This is a genomic window from Pseudobutyrivibrio sp. ACV-2 (genome assembly GCF_900107545.1).
Lineage (GTDB): Bacteria > Bacillota > Clostridia > Lachnospirales > Lachnospiraceae > Pseudobutyrivibrio.
Window position 1 is genome coordinate 111,036 of record NZ_FNQZ01000009.1, and the last position, 23,240, is coordinate 134,275.

General features: G+C 39.9%; 21 protein-coding genes. 3 read left to right on the forward strand and 18 right to left on the reverse strand.

Annotated elements, in window-relative coordinates:
• Positions 1-2: 2 nt before the first annotated feature.
• The 13 genes from BLV53_RS10940 to BLV53_RS11000 form a co-directional block, all read right to left on the reverse strand.
• Positions 3-971, reverse strand: a complete 969-nt coding sequence (locus tag BLV53_RS10940) for a permease prefix domain 1-containing protein (protein ID WP_090300767.1) — start codon at positions 969-971, stop codon at positions 3-5.
• Between the two features lie 25 nt (positions 972-996).
• Positions 997-1,341: a PadR family transcriptional regulator gene (locus tag BLV53_RS10945; RefSeq protein ID WP_090300769.1), complete on the reverse strand. Its 345-nt coding sequence runs from the start codon at positions 1,339-1,341 to the stop codon at positions 997-999.
• A gap of 259 nt (positions 1,342-1,600) precedes the next feature.
• Positions 1,601-4,075, reverse strand: coding sequence for an endonuclease MutS2 (locus tag BLV53_RS10950; protein WP_090300771.1), 2,475 nt, complete (start codon positions 4,073-4,075; stop codon positions 1,601-1,603).
• 130 nt (positions 4,076-4,205) lie between these two features.
• The gene (locus BLV53_RS10955; RefSeq protein WP_090300773.1) at positions 4,206-4,835 is read right to left on the reverse strand and encodes a cytidylate kinase-like family protein; all 630 of its coding nucleotides are present in this window, start codon (positions 4,833-4,835) and stop codon (positions 4,206-4,208) included.
• Between the two features lie 22 nt (positions 4,836-4,857).
• Positions 4,858-5,562 carry an ABC transporter ATP-binding protein gene (locus tag BLV53_RS10960; protein ID WP_090300775.1) on the reverse strand — a complete coding sequence of 235 codons (705 nt, stop codon included), beginning with the start codon at positions 5,560-5,562 and terminating at the stop codon, positions 4,858-4,860.
• A gap of 78 nt (positions 5,563-5,640) precedes the next feature.
• Complete coding sequence (locus BLV53_RS10965; RefSeq protein WP_090300777.1) at positions 5,641-6,399, reverse strand: ABC transporter ATP-binding protein; 759 nt, start codon at positions 6,397-6,399, stop codon at positions 5,641-5,643.
• Complete coding sequence (locus BLV53_RS10970; RefSeq protein ID WP_090300867.1) at positions 6,399-7,481, reverse strand: branched-chain amino acid ABC transporter permease; 1,083 nt, start codon at positions 7,479-7,481, stop codon at positions 6,399-6,401. The genes BLV53_RS10965 and BLV53_RS10970 overlap by 1 nt, the downstream gene beginning before the upstream one ends.
• 9 nt (positions 7,482-7,490) lie before the next feature.
• Positions 7,491-8,372 (reverse strand): branched-chain amino acid ABC transporter permease, encoded by an 882-nt coding sequence (locus BLV53_RS10975; RefSeq protein ID WP_090300779.1) that lies wholly within the window; start codon positions 8,370-8,372, stop codon positions 7,491-7,493.
• A 207-nt stretch (positions 8,373-8,579) separates the two neighbouring features.
• Positions 8,580-9,767 (reverse strand): ABC transporter substrate-binding protein, encoded by a 1,188-nt coding sequence (locus BLV53_RS10980; protein ID WP_090300781.1) that lies wholly within the window; start codon positions 9,765-9,767, stop codon positions 8,580-8,582.
• A 91-nt stretch (positions 9,768-9,858) separates the two neighbouring features.
• Positions 9,859-10,557: a pseudouridine synthase gene (locus tag BLV53_RS10985; RefSeq protein WP_090300783.1), complete on the reverse strand. Its 699-nt coding sequence runs from the start codon at positions 10,555-10,557 to the stop codon at positions 9,859-9,861.
• A gap of 13 nt (positions 10,558-10,570) precedes the next feature.
• Positions 10,571-11,443, reverse strand: coding sequence for a methionyl aminopeptidase (locus BLV53_RS10990; protein WP_090300785.1), 873 nt, complete (start codon positions 11,441-11,443; stop codon positions 10,571-10,573).
• The gene (locus BLV53_RS10995) at positions 11,427-12,173 is read right to left on the reverse strand and encodes a hypothetical protein (RefSeq protein WP_090300787.1); all 747 of its coding nucleotides are present in this window, start codon (positions 12,171-12,173) and stop codon (positions 11,427-11,429) included. The genes BLV53_RS10990 and BLV53_RS10995 overlap by 17 nt, the downstream gene beginning before the upstream one ends.
• A complete protein-coding gene (locus BLV53_RS11000) occupies positions 12,170-13,276 on the reverse strand; it encodes a coiled-coil domain-containing protein (protein WP_090300790.1) in 1,107 nt (368 codons plus the stop codon). The genes BLV53_RS10995 and BLV53_RS11000 overlap by 4 nt, the downstream gene beginning before the upstream one ends.
• A gap of 312 nt (positions 13,277-13,588) precedes the next feature.
• On the opposite strand from BLV53_RS11000, the gene BLV53_RS11005 reads away from it, so the two are divergent.
• The gene (locus tag BLV53_RS11005) at positions 13,589-15,763 is read left to right on the forward strand and encodes a coiled-coil domain-containing protein (RefSeq protein WP_090300792.1); all 2,175 of its coding nucleotides are present in this window, start codon (positions 13,589-13,591) and stop codon (positions 15,761-15,763) included.
• 94 nt (positions 15,764-15,857) lie between these two features.
• Here the strand turns inward: BLV53_RS11005 and BLV53_RS11010 are convergent, their stop codons facing one another.
• Entirely contained in the window at positions 15,858-16,097 is a 240-nt protein-coding gene (locus tag BLV53_RS11010; protein ID WP_015548439.1) for a Veg family protein, read from the reverse strand.
• Between the two features lie 284 nt (positions 16,098-16,381).
• Between BLV53_RS11010 and BLV53_RS11015 the strand changes: the two genes are divergently transcribed.
• Positions 16,382-17,113: a lysophospholipid acyltransferase family protein gene (locus tag BLV53_RS11015; protein WP_090300794.1), complete on the forward strand. Its 732-nt coding sequence runs from the start codon at positions 16,382-16,384 to the stop codon at positions 17,111-17,113.
• A 38-nt stretch (positions 17,114-17,151) separates the two neighbouring features.
• Here the strand turns inward: BLV53_RS11015 and BLV53_RS11020 are convergent, their stop codons facing one another.
• Positions 17,152-18,885, reverse strand: coding sequence for an EAL domain-containing protein (locus BLV53_RS11020; protein ID WP_090300796.1), 1,734 nt, complete (start codon positions 18,883-18,885; stop codon positions 17,152-17,154).
• 272 nt (positions 18,886-19,157) lie between these two features.
• Between BLV53_RS11020 and BLV53_RS11025 the strand changes: the two genes are divergently transcribed.
• Positions 19,158-20,678 carry a DUF5722 domain-containing protein gene (locus BLV53_RS11025; protein ID WP_090300798.1) on the forward strand — a complete coding sequence of 507 codons (1,521 nt, stop codon included), beginning with the start codon at positions 19,158-19,160 and terminating at the stop codon, positions 20,676-20,678.
• Between the two features lie 19 nt (positions 20,679-20,697).
• Here BLV53_RS11025 and hypB read toward each other — a convergent pair whose 3' ends face one another.
• The 3 genes from hypB to BLV53_RS11040 all read right to left on the reverse strand — a co-directional run bounded on the left by hypB (position 20,698) and on the right by BLV53_RS11040 (position 23,234).
• The gene (hypB, locus tag BLV53_RS11030; protein ID WP_090300800.1) at positions 20,698-21,366 is read right to left on the reverse strand and encodes a hydrogenase nickel incorporation protein HypB; all 669 of its coding nucleotides are present in this window, start codon (positions 21,364-21,366) and stop codon (positions 20,698-20,700) included.
• A gap of 280 nt (positions 21,367-21,646) precedes the next feature.
• Positions 21,647-22,417 (reverse strand): class I SAM-dependent methyltransferase, encoded by a 771-nt coding sequence (locus BLV53_RS11035; protein ID WP_090300804.1) that lies wholly within the window; start codon positions 22,415-22,417, stop codon positions 21,647-21,649.
• Positions 22,418-22,451: 34 nt separating this feature from the next.
• Positions 22,452-23,234, reverse strand: a complete 783-nt coding sequence (locus BLV53_RS11040) for a class I SAM-dependent methyltransferase (RefSeq protein WP_090300807.1) — start codon at positions 23,232-23,234, stop codon at positions 22,452-22,454.
• Positions 23,235-23,240 lie beyond the last annotated feature (6 nt).

Genomic DNA, 23,240 nt, shown 5'->3' on the forward strand with positions numbered 1-23,240 from the left:
TTTTAGTCCTCCTCTGCTTCTAAAACAACTTCCAACAGTCTGCGAGCGATGGCTCCAATTACCCAAATAATCCATGTAATGTGCCAATCCATAGTAACGAAACTGATGATAAGATATAAACAGGTAACTGTTGGCCAGTAAACGTCCATAATTCCTTCTGCGAACTTATTGATATACACGATATCACCTTTATCCTTTCCATAGTTGCCGCTGATAGTCTTTGAATCATTAAGCTTTAAAATCTTTTCGTAACTTCCCATTACTGTACTTGCATAAATAATCATGCATACACCAGCACCTACAAAGTAGAAGAGGCAGCTGGAAATAATATCAACATCGATTGCTGCTATAGGAATCCAAAGAATGAATAACATGATTGCTCCAGCAATCATAATAGCGTGAGGCATTTTAAAAGCTCTTCTCTTGTCCTTTACCATATCTGCTGTAGACATATCAATCTGGCAAAGCTCCTTATCCAAGAAATCCCAATCTCTTCCTCTGATGCCTGCGAATACGAATAATGCCACTGCTACAGCGATGCTTATGAACATGCCGCAAATGCCAAATCCATCTGCCATACGACCTCTCATAAGGAATTCAAAAATGATTGGCCAGGTAACAGATGTGATGCAAAGGAAAACACCAAGACCAACTAAAAGGCCGTTGCCCTTCTTGAGGTTTAAATAATCCTCTACCTCTTCCATTCTAAGGAAGTGACGTGGCATTGACTCTTCGCGCTCATGAGTTTCCTGTAATTCCTTAACAAGTCCAAGATCCTCAGCCAACTCGTCAAGATTTCCAAACTCTGAAATAACTGTACCAACAGCTGTGTTCTCGCTAACCCCATCAGCTATCAGTTCATTGTATTTATCTTCCATCATCTGCAACAGTTCAGCCTTCGCCTTTTTAACCTCTGGAGTGTTTGGCATGCTAGCGAACATTGCTTCAAGATAACTCTTTATTGTTTCCATATTTTTCTCCTAATTAAAACCCTGTTTACTGTTCCTGATTAATAAATCTTTCAACTACTTCTTTGGTGAGTTCCCACTCTTCACATTTCTCGCGGTAAAATTCTTTTCCCGCTTCTGTGACTCTGTAATAAGTTCTTTTCTTTCCATTCCCCTCTGGGTCCGGGTCAGCAACGAATGATTCGATGTATCCGTTCTTCTCCATTCTGGTGAACGCCGAATAGAGTGTCGTCTCCTTGATTATGTATTTTTCTTCGGTGATTTGCTTTATCTGTTTTGATATTTCATAACCATAGGATGGCTCTTTAATAAGGATGCTAAGAATCATGGTATCGTTGTAGCCACGGATAACGTCACTACTGATTTCGCCCATATGATTCCTCCTTTACTACGTCTAACATACTACGAGAGATGTACTACGACAGATTTACTACGTCTGATGAAGTACTTCATCTATTGAAGTAAATATACTACGACAGATAAAGTATGTCAACACTATTTTGGAAAATTTTTCTGAAAATTAAAAAACACCTGCATATATCTACAGTCATTTCAATGTAGGAAAAGCCCTATAATCATTGAAAAACCAAGATATATTGCAAGTGTCTTAGTAATAATATTTTAATGTATTTTTATTTAAAGGTTACGATAGTAACACCAGCGTCACCTTCGCCAAACTCTCCCAGATGGAATTCAGCTACATTTTTGCATTTGCGCAGGTATTGCTGCACACCCTTTCTCAGAGCGCCAGTTCCCTTACCGTGCACCACGCGTACAGATGTAAGATGACTGATATAAGCATCATCAAGATATTTTTCAAGCTTTGCTATACCTTCATCTACTGTGCAGCCTAAAAGATTAATCTCTGGTGAGATAGATGCAGCCTTATTGAAGCCACCATATGTCATATTCTTGACACGGGTTCCCTTCTTTGGAACAAATTTATCCTCTTCCTCTATAAGAACCAAATCCTTGATATTTACAGTAGATTTCATGATACCCATCTGAACCTGCAAATCACCCTTGCCATTAGGAAGTGAGCATACATTTCCAATGAGGTTCATTGAGAGTACCTTTACCTTGTCTCCAACATGAAGGTTCTTAGGAACATTGTGATTTTCCACAACCTCCTGCTTTTCCTTCGCCTTGCTCTTTGACTTGTTCAGGTTCTTACCGAGAGCCTGACGCTTTGCTTCCATGGCAGATATATTTCCATTGCCCTTGCCAAATTTGTTGAAGTCGCGGATAGTCTGGTCTGCAATGTCTTTTGCCTCTTGAAGGATAGCTGCTGCATCCTCATGAGCCTGTCTAATAAGTTCATCGCGCTGAGTCTTTATCTTTTCTTCTTTGGCTGTGGCACTAGAAAGCTTTGCCTCAGCTTCCTTAAGGGCAGCAGCAGCCTGAGCTGCATCTTCCTCAACCTGATGGCGCTTCTGTTCCAAATCAACCATCAAATCCTCAAAGGATTTGTCGTCCTCTGATAATCGTCCCTGTGCATCATCAATCAAATCCTGAGGAATTCCAAGCTTGCTAGATATAGCAAAAGCGTTTGACTTTCCAGGTACACCGATAATCAAATGATAAGTAGGGCTAAGTGTCTCAAGCGAGAACTCACAGGATGCATTTTCTACCCCTTCTGTTGAAAGGGCGTACACCTTAAGCTCGCTATAGTGAGTTGTAGCCATTGTACGCACGTCTAGGGTGTGAAGTCTATCCAAAATAGACTGGGCCAAAGCGGCACCTTCCTTTGGATCAGTACCGGCGCAAAGCTCATCGATAAGGATGAGGAACTGTGGCACCTTATCTGGTGTCTGTGTGCCATGTATCACCTTGGAATGAATGAAGTCCTTCCTGGTTTTTTTAAGCTTTTCCTCCGTCTCATGTGAATAACTTCCACCATTGATAGCTTCTAAAATGTGGACAATGTTTACCATATGAGATGAGAATGTGGACAACGACTGCTCGATTGACTGCTCGTCACCTATATCTGCATAAACATCATCAAATACAGCAATCTGGCTTCTATCCTTTGCAGGAATGTGAAGTCCTGCCTGGGCCATAAGTGTAAGTAGGCCGCAGGTCTTAAGCGAAACTGTCTTACCACCAGTATTAGGACCTGTTACAAGAAGTAGATTGTAGTCCTCTCCAAGCTTTATATCTGTAGCAACTACCTTTTTAGGGTCCAAAAGTGGATGTCGTGCTCCACGAAGATTTATGATACCATCCTCGTTAAACTCGGGACTGCTTGCGTTAAGCTCGATTGCATAACGTCCCTTTGCAAGAATAAAATCTATTTCTGTAAGTAATTCGTAATTACGGATTATCCCTTCTGAGACTTCTGCAATTCTATTTGAAAGAGTGGCAAGGATACGCTCAATTTCATCCTGCTCTCTCACCTGCAGCTCACGCATCTCATTGTTTAAATCTACAGCCTGCATAGGCTCGATAAAGAATGTGCTACCTGTTGATGACTGGTCGTGAACCATACCAGGCACTCTTGATTTGTAATCTGAGCGAACTGGTAGACAGTATCTGCCCTGACGCATGGTAACTACAGGCTCCTGTAGGTATCCTCTTGTAGTGCTATTGTTCAAAAGAGAATTCATAACACTTTTAATCTTTTCGTTGGTGCGCTGCATTCCCCTTCTGATTTCAAAAAGAGCTGTGCTGGCATCATCTGCAATAGTCTCTTCATCGATGATACAACGGCGAATCTCATTCAACAGTGCTACCTCTGGAGAAAGCCCATTAAAATAAAAGCTGAGGGCATCCTCCTCTTCCATCTGACTGCCGTATTTTGCCACACGCTTTGTGACCTCAAGTACGGATGCTACTGCAAGTATTTCATCAATTCCAAGAGTAGATCCCAGGTCAAGCCTTGCCAGTGATGGTCGAAGATCTGTAGTGCCGCTTGCACTTACATCTGAAAACTTCACCAGACGATTAAAAGCGCAGGCAGTCTCCTGCTGCATCACCTTTATTTCCTCTATATCGTTTATAGGAAGAAGCTCCTGACATCTGAGCTTTCCTGACTCACAGGTTGCCAGTTCCGCTAATCTATTTATAATTTTGTCGTATTCTAGTGTCTTTAATACTTTAAGGTTCATTTAAACTAAAAATCCTCTCATATACACAAATATGTAATCTACAATAATTTCACGGACTATTATATAAAAAAAGCTGAGCAAATAAAAGGCATCCTTACAATCAAGGATGCCCAATGTGTATCATATTTGTTTAGATTTCTCTATTTTTAATTTCAATGTAGGACTTAACTACTTCGATAAGTCTGTCGTAGTCCATGACACCTGTATCTAAGCAGAAATCATAATTTCTGGCATCATTCCAATCCCTACCAGTGTAATACTTGTAATAATCAGCACGATGTTTATCGATGTCATGCATGCGCTTTATAAGCTCCTCATCTGTGCCGCTTACCTGGCGGCGAAGTCGCTTCAAACAATCCTCCTCTGATGCATAAAAGAAAAGAGATAGCACATAGGCTCTGTCTTTTAAGATGTAGTCAGCACAACGACCTACTATGATACAGCTTTGAGTATTAGCAATGCGTTTGATAACATCTGCCTGAAGCTCAAATAAGTTGTCATCTGAAGTAAAGGCTGCATATTCAGGAGTCAAAGGCATTCCTTTATATTTGCCCTTTGCAGAAAGGAAAATCTTTCTGACATGCTCATCTACCTGACCAAACAGCTCTTCATTTATACCACTTTGGTCTGAAGCCATCCTAAGGATTTCCCTGTCATACACTGGAAGACTAAGCTCTTTACCGAGCTTTTTAGCTAGTGTAAGACCACCTGAACCATAACTACGTGCAATACTAATGACCAGTTTTTTTTCATCTGCCATGATGTAAAAACCTCCCCGCGTTTTACTCTCCTAAGTACGCTTTTTTGATAGAGTCATCGTTCATCAGCTCATTAGCATTACCAGAAAGCACTATATTCCCCGTCTCCAATACATATGCTCTGTCCGCAATGGCAAGTGCCTTTTTTGCGTTCTGCTCTACCAAAAGTACAGTCGTACCTGCTTTTGAAATTGACTGGATGATATTGAAAATCTCCTCTACGTAGATAGGAGAAAGTCCCATTGAAGGCTCGTCCATAAGGATGATGCGTGGCTGGCTCATCAGAGCTCGACCCATAGCAAGCATCTGCTGCTCACCACCTGACAATGTACCTGCCAGCTGATTCTGGCGCTCCTTCAAACGTGGAAAGCTTTCATATACTCTTTCAAAAGCATCCTCAATTTCCTTTTTGTTACTTCTAGTATATGCTCCCATTTTCAAGTTTTCAAGCACTGTTAATCCGGCAAAAACTCGACGTCCCTCTGGAACATGAGCAAGCCCCATTGATACGATTTTATGCCCTGGAACCTTGGTAATATCAGTGCCTTCCAACAGTACACTTCCGCTTGTTGGCTGAAGCATTCCAGAGATTGTCTGAAGTGTGGTGGTCTTGCCGGCACCATTGGCACCGATTAAGGCGATGACTTCACCCTCATTTACCTCAAAGCTTATGCCCTTTAAGGCTTGAATAACTCCATAATTTACAATTAAATCTTTTACTTCTAACATAGTCCCTCTACTCCGCAGACTCCTCCAACTCTTTAATGCTCCCGCAGGCCTAGATTATGCTGAGTCTGCTAATTATTGTTATTCGCCTAAGTACGCCTTTATAACCTCTGGATCATTGAGTACAGCTGAGGTTTCGCCTTGCGCGAGCACACGTCCAAAGTTAAGTACAGTAAGTTTCTCGCAAATTCCTGATACAAGCTTCATATCGTGTTCGATCAAAAGGATTGTCACGCCAAATTCCTTACGGATAAGTGCGATAGTGTTCATCAAATCGCGAGTCTCATTTGGATTCATTCCAGCAGCTGGCTCATCCAAAAGAAGAAGCTTTGGATTTGTGGCAAGGGCTCTCGCTATTTCAAGCTCGCGCTGCTTTCCGTATGGAAGATTAGATGCCAACACATCTGCCATGGAATCTAAGCCAAATACTGAAAGCAACTCAAGTGCCTTTTTATCCATCTGCTTTTCTGTGGCAAAATACTTAGGTAATCTAAATATACCTGTGGCTGTGCCATAATCGTATGAATTGTGGAGACCAATTTTAACGTTATCAAGTACAGACTGGTCACCAAAAAGTCTGATATTCTGAAAGGTTCTGGCTACGCCAGCCTTGTTGATATCTGCTGTCTTCTTTCCTGTAATATCATCTTTATCTAAAAAAATTGTTCCATCAGTAGGTTTGTAAATACCGGTGAGCATGTTAAACACGGTAGTCTTTCCTGCACCGTTAGGTCCAATCAAACCATATAGCTCACCCTTTTCAATTGAAAGATTAAATTCATCAACCGCCCTAAGACCGCCGAAGGAAATGCCGAGATTAGTCACTTCAAGTAAAGCCATTAGCGCACCTCCTTCTTCTTTTTGAATCTGCCTACGATTGCTGCTGTTGTAAGACCATGCTCATCTCTCCACTTAAGGATACCTGGCGCCCAGTTGAAGAGCATAAGTACAATAAGCACGATTGAGTAAATAAGCATTCTGTATGTTGAAAGTCCTCTGAGGAGCTCTGGAAGCATTGTAAGCACAACTGCTGCAATAACAGAGCCAGAGAAATTTCCAATTCCACCAAGTACTACATATACAAGAATCATGATGGACATATTGTAACCAAAGTTGTTTGTTGTAGCTGTCAGGGAATTGATGTTGTGAGCATAAAGCACACCGCCAACACCTGCTATAGCAGCTGAAAGTGTAAATGCTACCAGCTTGTATTTTGTAACTGGAAGTCCAACTGTCTCCGCTGCAATCTGATTGTCACGGATAGCCATTACCGCACGTCCTGTTCTAGATCTGACAAAGTTATGAACTACAACAAGGGCCAATATAAGGAGTAACACTGCAATGAAAAATGTAGACTGTCTAGGTGTTCCTGTGATACCCTGTGGACCGTTTATAAGCATTTTGCCATCTGGCTCCATGCCAAGCGAAAGCTGATCCTTGATTGAAAAATGAATTCCCTTTGAATCCATTCCAACGTACATAACGTTGATTACATTTTTAATAATCTCACCAAAGGCTAGGGTTACAATTGCAAGATAATCACCAGATAAACGAAGTACCGGGATTGCAATCAAAAAACCAAAAAGTGCTGCCACTACTGTACCAATCAAAAGTGCAAGAATAAATCTTGGCACATCAGGAATCACATCCTGAAAAGCTCTTGAGAAAAATGCTGATGAAAAAGCTCCTACACACATGAAACCTGCATGGCCAAGTGACAACTCACCTAAATATCCAACGCAAAGATTAAGTCCTACTGCTACAAGAGAATAAGCACATACCGGTACCAATAGTCCCTTCATGAGAGAGCTTAGGTTACCAGTTCCATCCATGATTGTCATTACTACATATAAAACAGCTATCACACAAATAGTTCTAATTAATTTCTGTGTAGATTTATTTAGTTTCTTATATTTGTTCATCTCTTCCACCTACACTTTCTCTTTGATTTGCTTACCAAGAATACCGGTAGGCTTTACTAAAAGAACTATGATAAGTACCGCAAATACGATAGCATCCGCAAGCTGACTTGAAATATAAGCCCTTGCTAGAATTTCGATAACACCAAGCAACAATCCACCGATAAGTGCTCCTGGGATTGAACCGATTCCACCAAATACAGCGGCTGTAAAGGCCTTGATACCTGGCATTGAACCTGTGTATGGAGTAAGTGATGGATATGATGAGCAAAGGAGTGCACCTGCAATGGCTGCAAGTCCAGAACCGATTGCAAAGGTAAGGGAAATAGTTGCATTAACATTGATACCCATAAGAGTAGCAGCATCTCTATCCTCTGAAACAGCGCGCATTGCCTGACCTGGCTTTGTGTTTTTAACGAACCACACCAGCGCTATCATAATCAAAATACATGTGATGATAGTAACGATTGTGTTCCCAGCAATCTTAAGATTTCCACCGGCAAGGGATATACCCTCCCAGCTAATTACAGATGTAAAGCTAACAGGATTTGAACCAAAAATCATAAGAGCCATATTCTGTAGAAAATAGCTGACGCCTATGGCTGTAATAAGAACTGCCAGATTTGTGGCCTTTCTAAGTGGTTTGTATGCTATTTTTTCTATAACCATTCCCAATGCTGTACAGCAGACTATGGCAATAACAATAGAAACTATAGCAGGCATGCCTGAATTAGACATACACATAAAGCACATGTATGCACCAATCATGATGACATCACCATGGGCGAAATTTAGCATTTTGGCAATACCGTATACCATGGTATAACCCAGCGCTATCAAAGCATATACACTTCCTAAGCTTAAGCCATTGATTAAATAGGTTAAAAATCCCATATCTGTAAACTCTCTTTCGAATAAATATAAATCGCGATGCAACATCACCCATATCATGAGCAAAGTTACATCGCCATTGATGTACCTGAATCCTTATATGAGGTGGTAGTTATCAAGCAATAATATCTCTTAAGGAAGGCATTCCTAGCCGACCGCAGAGATATTGTTGCTTGTTAACGTAAACACCGGATTATAAATCTGAAAATATTAATCAGCTGATACGTAAGCACCATCTTTAATAATTACAGCCTTAGGTGCCTTTGATACCTCTCCTTTATCGTTCCAAGTCATATCCTCACCTGTAAGTCCATCGTAAGAAATCTTCTGGATAGAAGCGATGAGCGCATCACAAATCTCTTCGTTAGAAGCATCTGGTGTAAGATTTGCATCCTCAAGTGCTGCCTTCAAGATGTAGATTCCATCATAAGCATCTGCTGCGAACTGGTTTGGTGTGCCACCGAACTTCTCCTCATACGCTGCTACGAATTTCTGTGTAGCCTCATCATCTGCATCTGCTGCGAATGGAGTAAGAAGATATACATTTTCTGCAAGCTTTACATCGAAGTTCTCAACACCAAGAAGTCCGTCGAAACCATCTACACCAAACATTGTAGGTGCATATCCCATCTTGTTAGCCTGTGTAAGAACGATAGAACCTTCTGTATAGTAGAATGGAAGGAATAAAAGCTCTGCACCTGCATCCTTACATTTCTGAAGCTGTGTTGTGAAATCAGTCTTTGAATCTGCTGTGAATGCTTCTGTAGCTACTATCTCAAGGCCCTTAGTCTGTGCCTCTGTAGCAAAGTTCTGATAAACGCCTGTTGAATATGGATCTGAGCTATCGTAGATAATACCTACCTTTGTAGCAAGTCCGTTATCAGCGATGTAGTCTGCTGAAACACCACCCTGGTTTGGATCAGAGAAACAAACCTGATATACATTGTCATGTCCGTTTGTAACATCTGTTGATGAAGCTGAAGGTGTAAGTGTGAAAATTCTGTCTGCATAAGTCTCTGCTGCAACAGCCTGGCATGCGCCTGATGTAACAGTACCTTCAAGAATCTGCATTCCCCAGTCTTTAAGTGTGTTGTAAGCATTTACTGACTTCTGCTGGTCTGCCTCGTCATCCTGGAAATTAAATGAAATCTGATATCCGTTAATTCCGCCTGCCTCATTTACCTCGTCAACTGCAAGCTGAATAGCATTCATAACGCCCTGTCCGTACTGAGCAGCACCACCTGTGATAGGTCCGATACCACCGATTCTCCAAGTAGCTTCCCCTGATGTATCAACTGACTCTGATGAGCCTGTAGACGATGAGCTGTTGCCACAGCCTACAAATAAAGATGCTGTCATAGCAGTACAAAGTGCTAAACTTAAAGCCTTCTTTTTCATATCCAATACCTCCTGTTTTGTCTTTCGCGCTTTAGCGCTTTAAATTCTAAAACTATCTTTTAGGATATGATAAATCTTGTTTGTTAAATCGTCAATAAAAACTTTCACAATTTATTTCGCTAAAGTGCCCCTCTGGTAATTTACCCTCATCTAATGTGAGTGGACCAAAGGCCGTACGCTTTAATTCAAGCACCTGTCGCCCTACAGCGAAAAACATTCTTTTCACCTGATGGAATTTTCCTTCATGTATGGTGATATAGCAGGTATTCCCACCGTCGTATTTAACAGTAGCAGGTGCAGTAGGCTCCCCTTCGCCGATATGCACTCCAGCCTCTAGTGCTTTGATATCTTCATTAGATAATCCACCATCAAGAGTTACGAAATAGGTTTTATCCACATGCTTCTTTGGGGATAATAAATCATGGGCCAACTGCCCATCGTTGGTAATCAGCAAAAGCCCTGTTGTGTCCTTATCCAGCCTGCCAACAGGTGAAAGCCCCTTTGGGGCATCTGGACACAATCCATAAAACACATCCATTATTGTCTGTTCATGGGCATCCTCTGTGGCGGTGATAACTCCTTTCGGTTTGTTGATAACATAGTAAGAAAATCTCTTATATGTGTATTCCTTGCCCTGATAAGAGATGACCACTGCATTCTCATCCACCTTTTCCTCAGGTTTTGAAGCCTTTTGTCCATCAACAAAAATAAGGCCCTTCTTAAGAAGAGCCTTAACTTCAGACCTTGTTCCGATATTTAATTCTACCAAAAGCTTGTCTAATCGCATCATTATTCAATTCACCTTAATATGAAATTACTTCATAGCCTGTCTCGGTAACCAGTACCTGATACTCCCACTGAGCGGAAGGCTTGCCATCTAATGTAGAAACCTCCCAACCGTTGCTAGGGTCTGTCTTGATTTTCTGTGTGCCCATGTTAATCATAGGCTCGATTGTAAACATAAATCCTGGCACTAAAAGCATCTCTGTACCAGGAAGTGTGTTGTAGCCAACCCATGGCTCCTCGTGAAACTCAAGTCCAACGCCGTGACCACCGATTTCACGTACTACCTGGTAACCATTAGCATGAGCATGCTTGCAGATAGCAGCTCCAACATCACCTAGGAATCCCCAAGGCTTAACCTGCTCAAGTCCAAGGTCACAGCATTCCTTTGTAACCTCAACCAGCTTTCTTGTCTCAGGATCTACATCTCCTATCATGAACATTCTTGATGAATCTGAAAAATAACCATCAAGAATTGTAGAACAATCTACATTTACAATGTCACCACTTTTAAGGATAACATCCTTTGATGGATAACCGTGACATACCTGATCATTTACGGATGTACATACGCTGTAAGGGAATCCATCGTAATTAAGTGGTGCTGGAATACCACCCATTTTAGTTGTGGTATCATAAACAATCTTGTCGATTTCAGCTGTATTCATACCTTCGTGAATGGCCTCAGCTACCGCATCAAGACATGCCATATTAATCACTGCAGATTGCTTGATTTTTTCTATCTGTTCTGGTGTCTTTAAAAGCTTGTGGCTTGGAACCTTGTGTCCCTTGCTTGCATAGCTTTGGATTTTTCTGTCAAATGCCTCATGGCACTGCTTATACTTACGACCACTGCCACACCAGCATGGGTCGTTTCTATTTAACTTTATCATTTCTATTGCCTTTCTGTTCTTTGCTCTTTTCCTTGTCCGCATCGGTTAATCCATTAATATAGTTAATTTTTGAATGTACTAATGTAACGTCACCCAGGACAAATCTATCCCAGAGCTTTTTATTTATCTTAACATCATGCTCATCTTTAATCAGGCTGTAATAATATCCGTCGTATTTGTAAGCTGCCTGACTTGGGCCACTCTCCTGAGCCAATTTATTTTGATACTTTTCAGCAATGGCTGCAAGTTTTATTTGCTTATTGATAATTTTTGTATCACAAGGAAGATGCTCGTACTGCACATCCAAGGTATCCTCCCAAAAATCATTCATAGCAAACTCAAGCTCATCCTCCTCGCTCTCACTCAGAGTATCAAGCCCCTCTGCCACTGCCAGCTGATATAAAAGATGATCATGAATCGCCATGCCCATTACCACATCCTTGGCCTCCTCCTGAATGAAGGTGTCGTTGGTGTGGAGATTCCAATAGTCCTTTGTGTAGTCGGAATTGTAGATTCTGGCCTGCTCCTCTACTTTGCGTTCTTCAAAAAGGATATAAAAAGCCAAATCCTCAAATGTAACAGGCTCGCCATCTATAGTTACCGCAACATCTGACAAATGCTCCTGATAGACGATAGGATTTCTACCATCGCTCATAGTAAGAAGTGCGTAGATTATAACTCCTGCGCACAACAGCAAAACTATCGGTTTTATCAGCTTTTTGATAATCATAGTACCCTTCGAATTGTGATAATTGAATGGCAGGTAACCGGACGATAATTTGTAATACCTGTAGCTGTACTTTGAGCCTCAACGATAGTGCCACCGCCTGCATAAATCGCTACGTGACCTGGGTAGCAAACAATATCGCCTGGCTGCATATGATTGTAACTAACCTCCTGGCCCACACCTCTAAACGAACCTGATGTCATTCGAGAGCCATAGGTAATACCATATTTTGCAAGAACGCCCTGCACAAATCCTGAGCAGTCGCATCCATCAGTAAGGGATGTTCCGCCCCAGACATATCTGTTTCCTACAAACTGATTTGCATAGGAAACTACACTAGAGCCGCTCACGCCTGTTCTATAACCCGGGTTGAGGTCTCCATTAACATTATACCCACCAGTAGTCTTAACCTCTCCACTGGTATTACCTGCAGCTGCCGCTGCTGCACGGGCTGCCGCCTCTCTGGCCGCACGTAAAGCTGCTTCTCTGGCTGCAATCTCCTTTGCCTCTTTCAGCTCTGCATCCAAATCATCCATCTCGCCACGCTTTTGAGAAACCATTGTCTCCAAAGCTGCTTCCTGATTCTTCAACTCTTTCTTTGAAGATTCAAGCTCAACCTTTTCTTCTTCAAGTGCCGACTTTAATTCCTCGATTTCTGCCTGAGTAGCTATAAACTGCTCAAGCTTTGCCTTGTCATAGGCATACACTTCCTTGGCATATTCCATTTTGTTAAGGAACTGTGTGATCGATTTAGACTCAAGTAACATCTCAAACACTGTGGATTGAGGAGTCTCATACATATACTTAATGCGAAGCTTCATAGCAGCATACTGCGCATCCTTGGCTGCTATGGCCTCCTTAAGTGACGCCTCTGTATCTGCGATTTCAGCCTCTGTATCCTTGATGGCATTGTTTATCTCTGTAATTTGGCTTACAAGACTGTATAAATCCGCATCCAAAGCATCAATCTCTTCCTGGAGTGAATCCTGTTCAGCCTCAATCTCTGAAATGGAACGCACAGCATTAGAAACTGTGGAATCAGATGCCACAAGACATGCCACAAGTGAAATGCATAGTAGTGGCTTTATTATTTTAGAATATTTCATAAACACTATCTCCGAATAGCCTATAGTAAACGTTATCACGCAAAAATTTTCATAATCTCTCTACAATATGATACTTATTTTTTTGAGGAGTTTCAACCTTTTTGCCAAGCCAACCTTATATATTAATCCATACCTTCACCGCTCTTTAAGATTTAATTCAAAGACATTAATTTATCACAATTATTTCCCCATTAAGACACATAAAGTTCGTTGTGGTCTGACAAAATTATATTCAGTAACCTGCACTGACAAACATGCAATTCAAAGGATTTTTACACTGGTTGTCTAATTTTCGTAGAAGGAGGAAAAATAATGAAAAAAATCACACGGAATTTTATTGGGGCACTATTTATTGGTGGAGCAATTGCCACTGGACTTGTCATAAACTCAACCAGTGCATTCGCTGCTGAACTGGATGATATTGATACCCAAAACACTGTTTTGGCAGAAAATACGCCTCAAACGGAAAGCACACTTCAATCGCTGGAAGATGATGTGGAGACTATTGAACAAAATGCTGATGCCGAGGAAAAATGTCTCGATGAGGCAAAGGAAAAATTAGAAAATGATACCATCACCAAAGAAACCGCAACGGAAATACTAAATGATGGTACTGAAATAATGGATCAATCTCAGGAACTAAAAGAAAAGGTTGATGAAAATTACGAAACTGTCATATCTGAAACTGAGGAAGCAAAAAAAGATTTTAACGAAGCAGCTGAAAATTATGATTTAAAAGAAGATGCTCAGGCAGTCGAAGCAGCTGAAACTGATGAGGAAAAAATAGACAAACTTGATGAAACTGCTAAAGACGCCGATTCAAAGCATGAAGAATTTAATGCTTCATATGGTAAGGATTCTAAGGACTACAATGATGTTTGTGCTGAAATAACTGAGTGGAGCGAAACTGTAGCTCAGTTCCAGGCAGAGTACGATAGCGCTCTTAAGGATTATCAGGAGCTTAATTCAAAATATGAAGAGTTGGCAGCATACCTGGAAAACTACGACATAGAGTCTTCAAAATATAACTCTGACATAGCTGAATTGGAAGCAGAAATCAACTCTATAAATCTGGTATTAAATGAACTTTCCAGCAAAATAACAGGCCAGGGCGAGGATTATGTTAAAGCTATCGCTTCATTAAATGATGTAATGACTGATTTACATAAGGCAGAAGCCGCTTTAGAAGATGCCGCAGCAGCACTCACAAATCTTACGCAAGACAAAGATGAGTACAACTACGGTACAGATATCAGTTTTTACGAAACTCAATTAGATAATTATAATAAAGTAACTGAGCTTGTTAACCAGCGTAGTGAGGAATTAAAAAAATCTAATGAGCAGTATCAAGTATTAAAGGATCAGTTTACAACACAAAATCAGACCATAGCAGAAAAGAAACAGCAGCTTACCAAGTTACAGGAGCAGTACAACAAATGGCGTGAAGAAAATCCATATGAAGAAAAGAAATCTGAATATGATAAAACAGGTGAACTAATAACTGATGCAACCACAAATAAGGATAATAAGGAGCGTAGCCTTACATTTAAAAAGAATTACCTGACATATCTTGAAAATATAAAAAACGGATTTGATGCAAATATTAGCAAAGAAGCTGATAATTACGCAGCCATTCGCGATGCTATCACCAGATACATTGAAGCTCTTAATGATAATATTCTAGCTAATTCTTTAAAGGCCCGTGCTGACGAGAGTTTCGCTAAGACAAGTGCTGATTACCAGGAATTAAAAGGCATCGTCAGGGACTACAAATCAACACAAAATAAAAGTGAACTTGAAGAAATATTCAAAAATCTTAATGATGCTTCAAGTGAACTGGAAAAAGCAGCACAAAATGAAGGAACATATGAAACTCAGATAAGAGAGTCTATCCAACAGAACATTCTTACTCCTTTCAAGGCTGATGAGATAGATATGGTATCTGATTCAGTTTACACTGAAGCAAAAAAGCAGAATCAGGATGTTCACAATAATTATAATCAGCTGCTAAAGAAAGTTGATGAAATAGTGCAAGACGCTGATCCAATCATCGACCTTAACAATAATGGTACAATCGATGAAGATGAAAGCATTTTGCTAAATGAAATGGTTAATTATGTGAATAATATAGTTACTAATTCAGATAATGATTTAAATAAAGTTGCTAATTCATTTAATGCTATAAGTGGCATCTATACTGCATACAATGAGGATGTTGTAGAAATTGACAATGAAGCTGAATATCCAGAATGGATGGTTGAGGGCGCAACAAAAATCGTTGTACATTTTGTAGGTAAAATAAAGGGCAATTTGGAAAAACTTGCATTAGCAGAAGAACTGGAAGAATATCTGGACAATATATATGCTATATCAGGTACTTTCACTACAACAGTCACAGATAAAGCAGGCTCTACACAGACTTCAATTCAGCCAATAGATGTTATGGGCGAAGAGTTTAAAAGATACTTTCTCCCGAATAATGCTTAAATAACGACATAGCATTAACTATTATCTTTATCCCAGAATGAGTGAGACCCCAGCAAAATGCTGGGGTCTTTTTGAAGCCATTATGAAATTTTAACTAGCAAAGTTTCATGCGAATTTCCTTAGTAATTATGTCTGTATAGCTAAAAGATAATAACTGAGATGGACATGTCTCGGTATCATCAACTAATATAGTAAAAACACTCGGGTAAGCTTCTTGAATGACACCTTGCTGAATGTCTACCTTGTTACGTCCTTTGTCTAACTGAATCACAACTCTACTGCCGCACTGCGATCTAACCGATTCGCGCACCTTGTCAAAGTCCTCGCGTTCCATGATGTCTCCCCCTTTTCTAGCAATAAACGATTACAATAAATGCATCTTATTCTTGCTTTAAAGATTATAGCATTTTTTGTTAAATTTGTCAAAAATCAGCCGGAATTTTTTGAATATTTATCCCAAAATTATTTTTGTCAATCCTCTAAAACATTACTGTTTATAACTAATTTTTCCTTAATTAAATTTAAAATAAATGTTACAAATTATAACACCTTTTTATGGTTTGAATAATTATCTAAGGTTATTTATAATAAAATGTATCTAAACTATCGGAGGTATATATGCTCAGATCTTTACTTGCACTTATATTTGTAACTATATTTTTAATTCTCAGTATTCCAATTTGGGGATTTCTTTCAATTTTAGGCCTATTCAACAAAAAGGCAAAGGATGTCATAGGCTATAAATGTGTAGCTTGGGCATTTGGTGTCGTAGCTTTCCTTGGTGGCGCTAAATACGAGGTGAAGGGTCTTGAAAACATTCCAAAGGATCAGGCAGTGTTATACATTGGTAACCACCAGAGCTTTTTCGATGTAATTCTTGGCTACCATCTTTGCCCACCTGTTACTGGTTTCCTTTCAAAGAAGACCTTCGAAAAGGTGCCACTTCTTAACGTTTGGATGAAGCTCAATTACTGTATTTTCCTTACACGAACAGACCCTAGACAGGATTTAAAGCTAATCCTCAAAGCTCAGGATTACATCAAAAGCGGCATATCAATGTTTGTATTCCCTGAAGGCACACGTTCTAAAACCGGGGAAATGGCTCCATTCCACGAGGCATCAATGAAGATTGCAACTAAAACAGGAGCCCCTATCATCCCAGTTGCCTTCACCAACACCAGAGAGATATTTGAAACACATCTTCCTAGAATGAAGAAGACAAAAGTAATCGTCACCTACATGCCACCTGTTTATCCAGACCAGCTTGAAGGTGAAAACAAAAAGAAAGTTGGAGCCTATATCCAAAGCTTAATTCAAAAACAATTAGATGAAGATGCCAAGCTCATATAAAAATAACCTTCCCGAATCATTCCGGGAAGGTTTATTTTTTAATAATCATATTTTTCAAAGGTATATCCTTTTTCCTCGATATTTTCGAGAGCCAAATCCAATGGCAGCGGTTTTCCAAAATAATACCCCTGAGCCTTTTCGCATTCAATCCATTGCAAGAAATCATAGTGTTCTTTACTTTCTACACCTTCGCAAAGTGGATGAACACCTAAGTCTTTTGCACCTCTTATGATATAGTTCATCAGGGTCCTTGTTTTAACATTTTCATAGCTCTTAAGGAAGATAAGGTCAAGCTTTAAAACATCAAATTCATATTCCGCAATTGTATTAAGAGAAGAATAGCCACTTCCAAAATCATCTACCCAAATCTCGTAGCCTGCATTTCGGATTTTTGACACCTCTTCTTTAATTAAACCGGTGTTGTCATTGAAAGCACTCTCTGTAATCTCCACTTCAATCATATGAATAGGTACATCATATATTTCGCAGAAATCTGACAATAGCTTCAACACACTACAAACATCAAAGTCCAGTCGCGAAATATTTACCGATACTGGTACAACAGGAGCACCTGAATCTACCAGCATTCTATAGTCCTGGCACACCTTTTTTACCATGAATTCATCGACTAAATGAATCAGATGGAAATGCTCAAGAGTCTCAATGAAATCTAAAGGCGACAACATTCCAACTGTAGGATCCACCCATCTTACAAGGGCCTCCATGCCGCAAACTTCACCGGTTCTCACGCGGATAATCGGCTGATAATAGACCTTTATATAATCGCAGGCAATAGCTTCATCAATATGATCTACTACATATTGTTGCCTTCTGAGCTTATCTCGCAGCAAGTCATCATATATACAATAATTCAAATCATAGCGATTCTTAATATTATTGCATGCCAATCTCGCGTGGTCACATGCCAAGCCCACCTCTGCGCTCTGACCATCCATGAAATATATACCGGCTTTTATTCTTACTTTCTTGTTTACATCGTCAGCAAGGACCATTCTCCTGTAAACTTCTTCTACACCTTCGATTACTTCTTCCTTGCTTGATATAATGTGTACCACGAAATGGTCGTCAGAAAATCTTGATACCGTTCCATTTTGGAAAACCTCTTGAATATTCCTTGCCAATTCACAGAGCAATTCGTCTCCCAATCTAAAACCATGACGCTCATTATATAATTTAAAATTTGGTATATCAAAATGTATGAATGCGCTGTTTTCTCTTGTGGTGTCCGGAAGTGATAAAAGGTTCTGAACCTTGTGATAGAAAAAAGCCATGTTAATGAGACCTGTCAACTTGTCTACATCATGATCAGAAGCCAATACCTCTGCCTCTGCATAGGAATTCCTTGATGTATTCAAATACTCATTTTTATTTACATCCACAATAAATACATAGAAAAAGCTTTTTCCATCGACCCAATGGAGCAAATGTCCAAAGTCTTCTATATATCTAACTACCCCGTTTTTGGTGATGATTCTGTAGCGTACATAATCATGCCGTTTCTCTCCCAGTATGGTCTGAGCCTGAATCTGATTTTCGATTTTGTATAAATCGTCAGGGTGTACCATGCCTTTAAAGGTCCCACCTACAAACTCGTTGAATTCCTCAAAGGTCTCACATTCAAATAATGCGATGACATTATAATCCGCAAACAGAAGCTGCTCTTCTCCTTCTGCTTCATATATGAAGAAACCTCCTGGCAGTCCGGTTGGAACCTTACCTACTGAAGTTGAAATATATTCCTCTTTAGCCATGAAAAACCCTCCAGGTTAACACACAGGATAAAAAAACAGACATATAGTCATACTGTATTTTACACCATTATCAGACATTAATCGGTTAATTCACAGTTTTTTCTCTAAGTTAACAAAATATTCTTTTGTTATCTAATTATATCCATATTTAATCCATGAAGAATTCGAGTTATTTTCAGAATTATTATTGTAATACACACTTTTTTTATAATTTTATGTTATATTACATACTAGTCCATCGCAAGGTGGTTATTTGAAAGGAGTTTGTATTTATGAAATTGTCCAAAAAAGTAACAAGCTTTTTGCTTGCCCTAACACTCATTGTTACTGCATTTACCTTTAGCCCTTCTATATCAGCAAAGGCTGACAGCGGTGTTGCAATAGGCAGCGCAGTCATCCAGGGTACAGATGTAGTCGTCGCAACTGCTGGCAATGTAGTTTCTGATGATGGCGTATATCACCTTATAGCTTCAGACGTAAATCAGGTAGCACCAGCTGGAATAGATGTTTCTCAGCAGCCTGTTTCTGCAGGAGCCACATTCACAGTTCCACTTGGTAAAGGAACAGATAGATCTATGCTTTTCAAAAAATTCACTGTCTGCGTTATGTCAGGTGGTACATTAAAACCAGTTTCAAACAGTATGTTCATTACCAATCCTGAAGCAAGTGCAACCTTTAGACCTGCCAGAATGGATTTTGGAAAAAAAGGTATCCTACCAGCCCTTGAAAAACAAATTGCAGACATGAATCGTCCTGCAGATTTAGGTGCAAAACAGGTTAACCTTAACATTCCTTTATCTGTTATCGGAGATCCTGGTAGACTTGCAGGATATGATTACTCAGTTCAGAAATATAACAACCTTGGTATACAGGTTAATGTTATTATCCTTGTTGACGCTCAGGGACCACAACAGTACATCAGCCCATATTCATATGATGGCTTGGGTGCTCACAATTACTATGGATTAAACGCTTCTACAACTGAGGGTGTAAATGCCCTTGCATCTGCCGCTTCATTTTTAGGTAGCCACTACGCAGGTGGTGCATACGGACAGGTTGACAACTTTATTATTGGAAACGAAGTAAACGCTTGGTGGCTTTGGAATTATATGCACTGCCCATCAAATGATGTATTCATGCAGGAATACACCAATGCTTTCAGACTTTTCTATAACGGAATCAAATCTGAAAATGCAAACGCAAATGTATACTGCTGCATCGACCACCAGTGGGCTCGTTCAGAAGCTTCTTACTATATCTCTGGAAAAGAATTTGTGACAAAATTCAACAGCATTGTTAAGAGCCAGGGTAACATTGACTGGAGACTTGCAGTGCACCCATACAATGCACCACTTTATGCTCCTATCGCATGGGAGACAGGAAAGAATGTTTCTCACAGCCAGAACACACCTTATGTCACAATGGCAAATATAGATGTGCTTACAGATTTCATGTGTACACCTGATATGCTTTCACCTACAGGCGCTGTTCGTACAGTTAAATGCTCTGAGGTAGGCTACACAAGCCATGACGGAGAAGCTTTACAGGCAGCATCCCTTGTTTATGCTTATCTTGTTGCAGAAAACAACAGTTTCATTGATGGTGTTGTTATTTCAAGAGAAATGGACCACGTAGGAGACATTGCTCAAGGTATGATGTCAGGACTTACAAATGTGGATTCCTCACCAAAGATGGGTTACGAATTCTACAAAAACGCAGCTGATCCAAATGTCATTGCACAAGCCAGCGCCATTGCAGGCATTGATTTAACATCATTAATTACACCTAGATAATAATTATAATAAAAGGCGGCTATTTAGCCGCCTTAATTTCTGCCTCAATCCACTGAACTACTTCATCAAGGCCCTCGCCTGTTTTGGCGCTGATGAAAAATATTTTAGCATTTGGATTGAGCTTTAATATACGTTCTGTTACTTTTTCTTTACTGAAATCAAAATAGTCTAGTGTATCTATTTTGTTAATTAATACCACATCACTTATTTCAAACATAAGAGGATATTTAAGAGGTTTGTCATCCCCTTCTGGAACTGATAATAGCATCAGGTTTTTATTGGCTCCCACGTCGAATTCTGCAGGGCACACAAGATTGCCGATGTTCTCTAAAATCAGCAAATCAAAATCCTTGGTATCGTATTCCATAAGAGCACGGCTTGTCATATCAGCATCAATATGACACAGCCCCATATTATGAATCTGAATTGACTTCACTCCAGTTGCGTCTGCTACCCTTTGGGCATCGATGCTGGTTTCAATATCCACATCCATTTCACCAATTTTATATCTGTCCTTCATCCTGTTGATGATTGCAGAAAGTGTGGTGGTCTTACCTGAACCAGGGCCTGACATTACATTCAAAAAGAATGTCCCCTGCTTCTTCATCTGCTTACGAATGGCTTCGGCTGCTGCATCATTTTCAGCAAATACGCTTTCGCCTATCTCAATTACTTTTACTTCACTCATATTTATCTATACTCCTTTTGCTACATTATAAATAAAAAAAGCCGACGCGTAAATGCGTCGGCGTTATGATCGGGGAGTGCGACCAAAGTTGCCCTTGGTCGCTGAGTTATGAAAAATTTGGTATTAGCTTTTCGCTAGTACGATTGTAAATATATCACGTCGAAAACGTTTCCGCAAGAACTTTTTCACATTTTTTTCACATTTTTTATTTTTTTAATCAATTTTTAATTTTTGTGTCAAAGTACCGCCACACCTGAGGTCTAACCGTCCATAATCTTTTTTATAACTCAGATTTTTGTGCAAACACACAAAACATTTTATCCGGAATGTAAAACTCATCATGCTCTATAAAAATTCTACTTCCAAATTCTGAATCTGTACTTACATTTTCAAATCCGATTTGCTCTAAGATTTCCTTATCCCATTCCGGTCTGTTAAGAGTACTTATTGTAAGCATATGATAAATATTATGACACTCATCCTTTAGGGCATCATCAATTTTACTGTGAGCAAGATTTTCCGGACTTTTTAGATTGTGAGCACCCTTAGCATATTCCGCATCAAAATTAATAAGTACCCCGCCCTGCTTTAGAACTCTTCGCCACTCACCGTAGGCCTCTATCGGATGCGGAAGGGTCCAGGTGAGATTTCTGCTGATTACCACATCAAAAAATCCATCTGGGAAATGTAGGTTCTCAGCATCCCCCTGCTCCACCTTTACTTTGTTACTATCCAGACCATATAGACTGATCATCTCACCTGCTTTGACAATCATTTCAGGTGTAAGATCAATACCTGTAATCCTATGTCCTTCTTTACCAAGTACTACTTCAAAAAATCCTGTTCCACAACCAACATCTAATATATTAAGAGACTTTCCCTCAGGAAGCATCTGCTTTATTTCTTCAAGCCATCTACTTGCCTTAACGCTTTCTATCTCATCATGTCTTAGTTCAAAAAATCCTTCTGCTCTTTTGGTCCAGTAGCTTTCCACCCTGTCTTTAATGTCTGCTGCTTCATCCTCAAAAGCAATATAGTGTAACTCACCCATAAATATCCTTATCTACCTCTTACAAGAGGGGCAATTAATTTGTATCTTTTATAAATTTAACCATAAACATTGGTGTGGATTTATAGTTAATCTTTTCCTTGTCAGAATAAAGGACTGCGCCTACATCTGTCATAGTCTCTACTCGCCCTGCATTTAAGCTGATTAAATAATCCTCATCCCACTTAGGACGAAATCTTTTTGTTGATGGCATCTCATAGGCTATGGTCTCCATCTGGTCGAAATTCTCGCCTATGTTATAGTCACCCACATCTGCTGCTGCAACATTCAATCTATCCTGTTCATATTCAGCCTGCTTTTTTTCGTCCACAAGATATGCGTACCAGTTGGCGTCAAAAGTTAAGAGCTCTCCATCCTTTTTCAGCACTCGAATCCATTCCTTATATGCATCTTCCGGAGATGGCAAATTCCACATCAAGTTTCTAGAGAATACTACATCAAATGACTCATCGTCAAATGGAAGCTTCATGGCATTGCCCTGGATGAACTTTATTTTATCAGCAAGTGCTCCTGCATTTTCTTTAGCCTCAGCTAACATAGTTTCTGCAAAATCTATTGCTGTCACTGAAAAGCCTTGCTCTGCTAAAATGATAGAAATAAAACCTGGTCCAGCGCCAACATCAAGAACCTTGATAGATGCTCTATCCCTGCCGGTGAAATGGTTCATTATCTGTGCCGATAAAAAGGACGTCCAATTATTTCTTTGGACGCCCGCCAACTCTTCTTTATTTACTTCTGAATACCCTTCAGCTCTGCCGCGCCAGTATTCTTTATTTTTCTGTTCTAAATTTTCATTCATGTTTGT

Coding starts and splice junctions, on each gene's coding strand:
- BLV53_RS10940 (WP_090300767.1), bottom strand. CDS start 971: ATGGAAACAATAAAGAGTTATCTTGAAGCAATGTTCGCTAGCATGCCA.
- BLV53_RS11005 (WP_090300792.1), top strand. CDS start 13,589: ATGAAAAAAATCACACGGAATTTTATTGGGGCACTATTTATTGGTGGA.
- BLV53_RS10995 (WP_090300787.1), bottom strand. CDS start 12,173: ATGATTATCAAAAAGCTGATAAAACCGATAGTTTTGCTGTTGTGCGCA.
- hypB (WP_090300800.1), bottom strand. CDS start 21,366: ATGAGTGAAGTAAAAGTAATTGAGATAGGCGAAAGCGTATTTGCTGAA.
- BLV53_RS10955 (WP_090300773.1), bottom strand. CDS start 4,835: ATGGCAGATGAAAAAAAACTGGTCATTAGTATTGCACGTAGTTATGGT.
- BLV53_RS10980 (WP_090300781.1), bottom strand. CDS start 9,767: ATGAAAAAGAAGGCTTTAAGTTTAGCACTTTGTACTGCTATGACAGCA.
- BLV53_RS10975 (WP_090300779.1), bottom strand. CDS start 8,372: ATGGGATTTTTAACCTATTTAATCAATGGCTTAAGCTTAGGAAGTGTA.
- BLV53_RS10985 (WP_090300783.1), bottom strand. CDS start 10,557: ATGATGCGATTAGACAAGCTTTTGGTAGAATTAAATATCGGAACAAGG.
- BLV53_RS10970 (WP_090300867.1), bottom strand. CDS start 7,481: ATGAACAAATATAAGAAACTAAATAAATCTACACAGAAATTAATTAGA.
- BLV53_RS11040 (WP_090300807.1), bottom strand. CDS start 23,234: ATGAATGAAAATTTAGAACAGAAAAATAAAGAATACTGGCGCGGCAGA.
- BLV53_RS11025 (WP_090300798.1), top strand. CDS start 19,158: ATGAAATTGTCCAAAAAAGTAACAAGCTTTTTGCTTGCCCTAACACTC.
- BLV53_RS11000 (WP_090300790.1), bottom strand. CDS start 13,276: ATGAAATATTCTAAAATAATAAAGCCACTACTATGCATTTCACTTGTG.
- BLV53_RS11035 (WP_090300804.1), bottom strand. CDS start 22,417: ATGGGTGAGTTACACTATATTGCTTTTGAGGATGAAGCAGCAGACATT.
- BLV53_RS10960 (WP_090300775.1), bottom strand. CDS start 5,562: ATGTTAGAAGTAAAAGATTTAATTGTAAATTATGGAGTTATTCAAGCC.
- BLV53_RS11020 (WP_090300796.1), bottom strand. CDS start 18,885: ATGGCTAAAGAGGAATATATTTCAACTTCAGTAGGTAAGGTTCCAACC.
- BLV53_RS11010 (WP_015548439.1), bottom strand. CDS start 16,097: ATGGAACGCGAGGACTTTGACAAGGTGCGCGAATCGGTTAGATCGCAG.
- BLV53_RS10965 (WP_090300777.1), bottom strand. CDS start 6,399: ATGGCTTTACTTGAAGTGACTAATCTCGGCATTTCCTTCGGCGGTCTT.
- BLV53_RS10945 (WP_090300769.1), bottom strand. CDS start 1,341: ATGGGCGAAATCAGTAGTGACGTTATCCGTGGCTACAACGATACCATG.
- BLV53_RS10950 (WP_090300771.1), bottom strand. CDS start 4,075: ATGAACCTTAAAGTATTAAAGACACTAGAATACGACAAAATTATAAAT.
- BLV53_RS11015 (WP_090300794.1), top strand. CDS start 16,382: ATGCTCAGATCTTTACTTGCACTTATATTTGTAACTATATTTTTAATT.
- BLV53_RS10990 (WP_090300785.1), bottom strand. CDS start 11,443: ATGATAAAGTTAAATAGAAACGACCCATGCTGGTGTGGCAGTGGTCGT.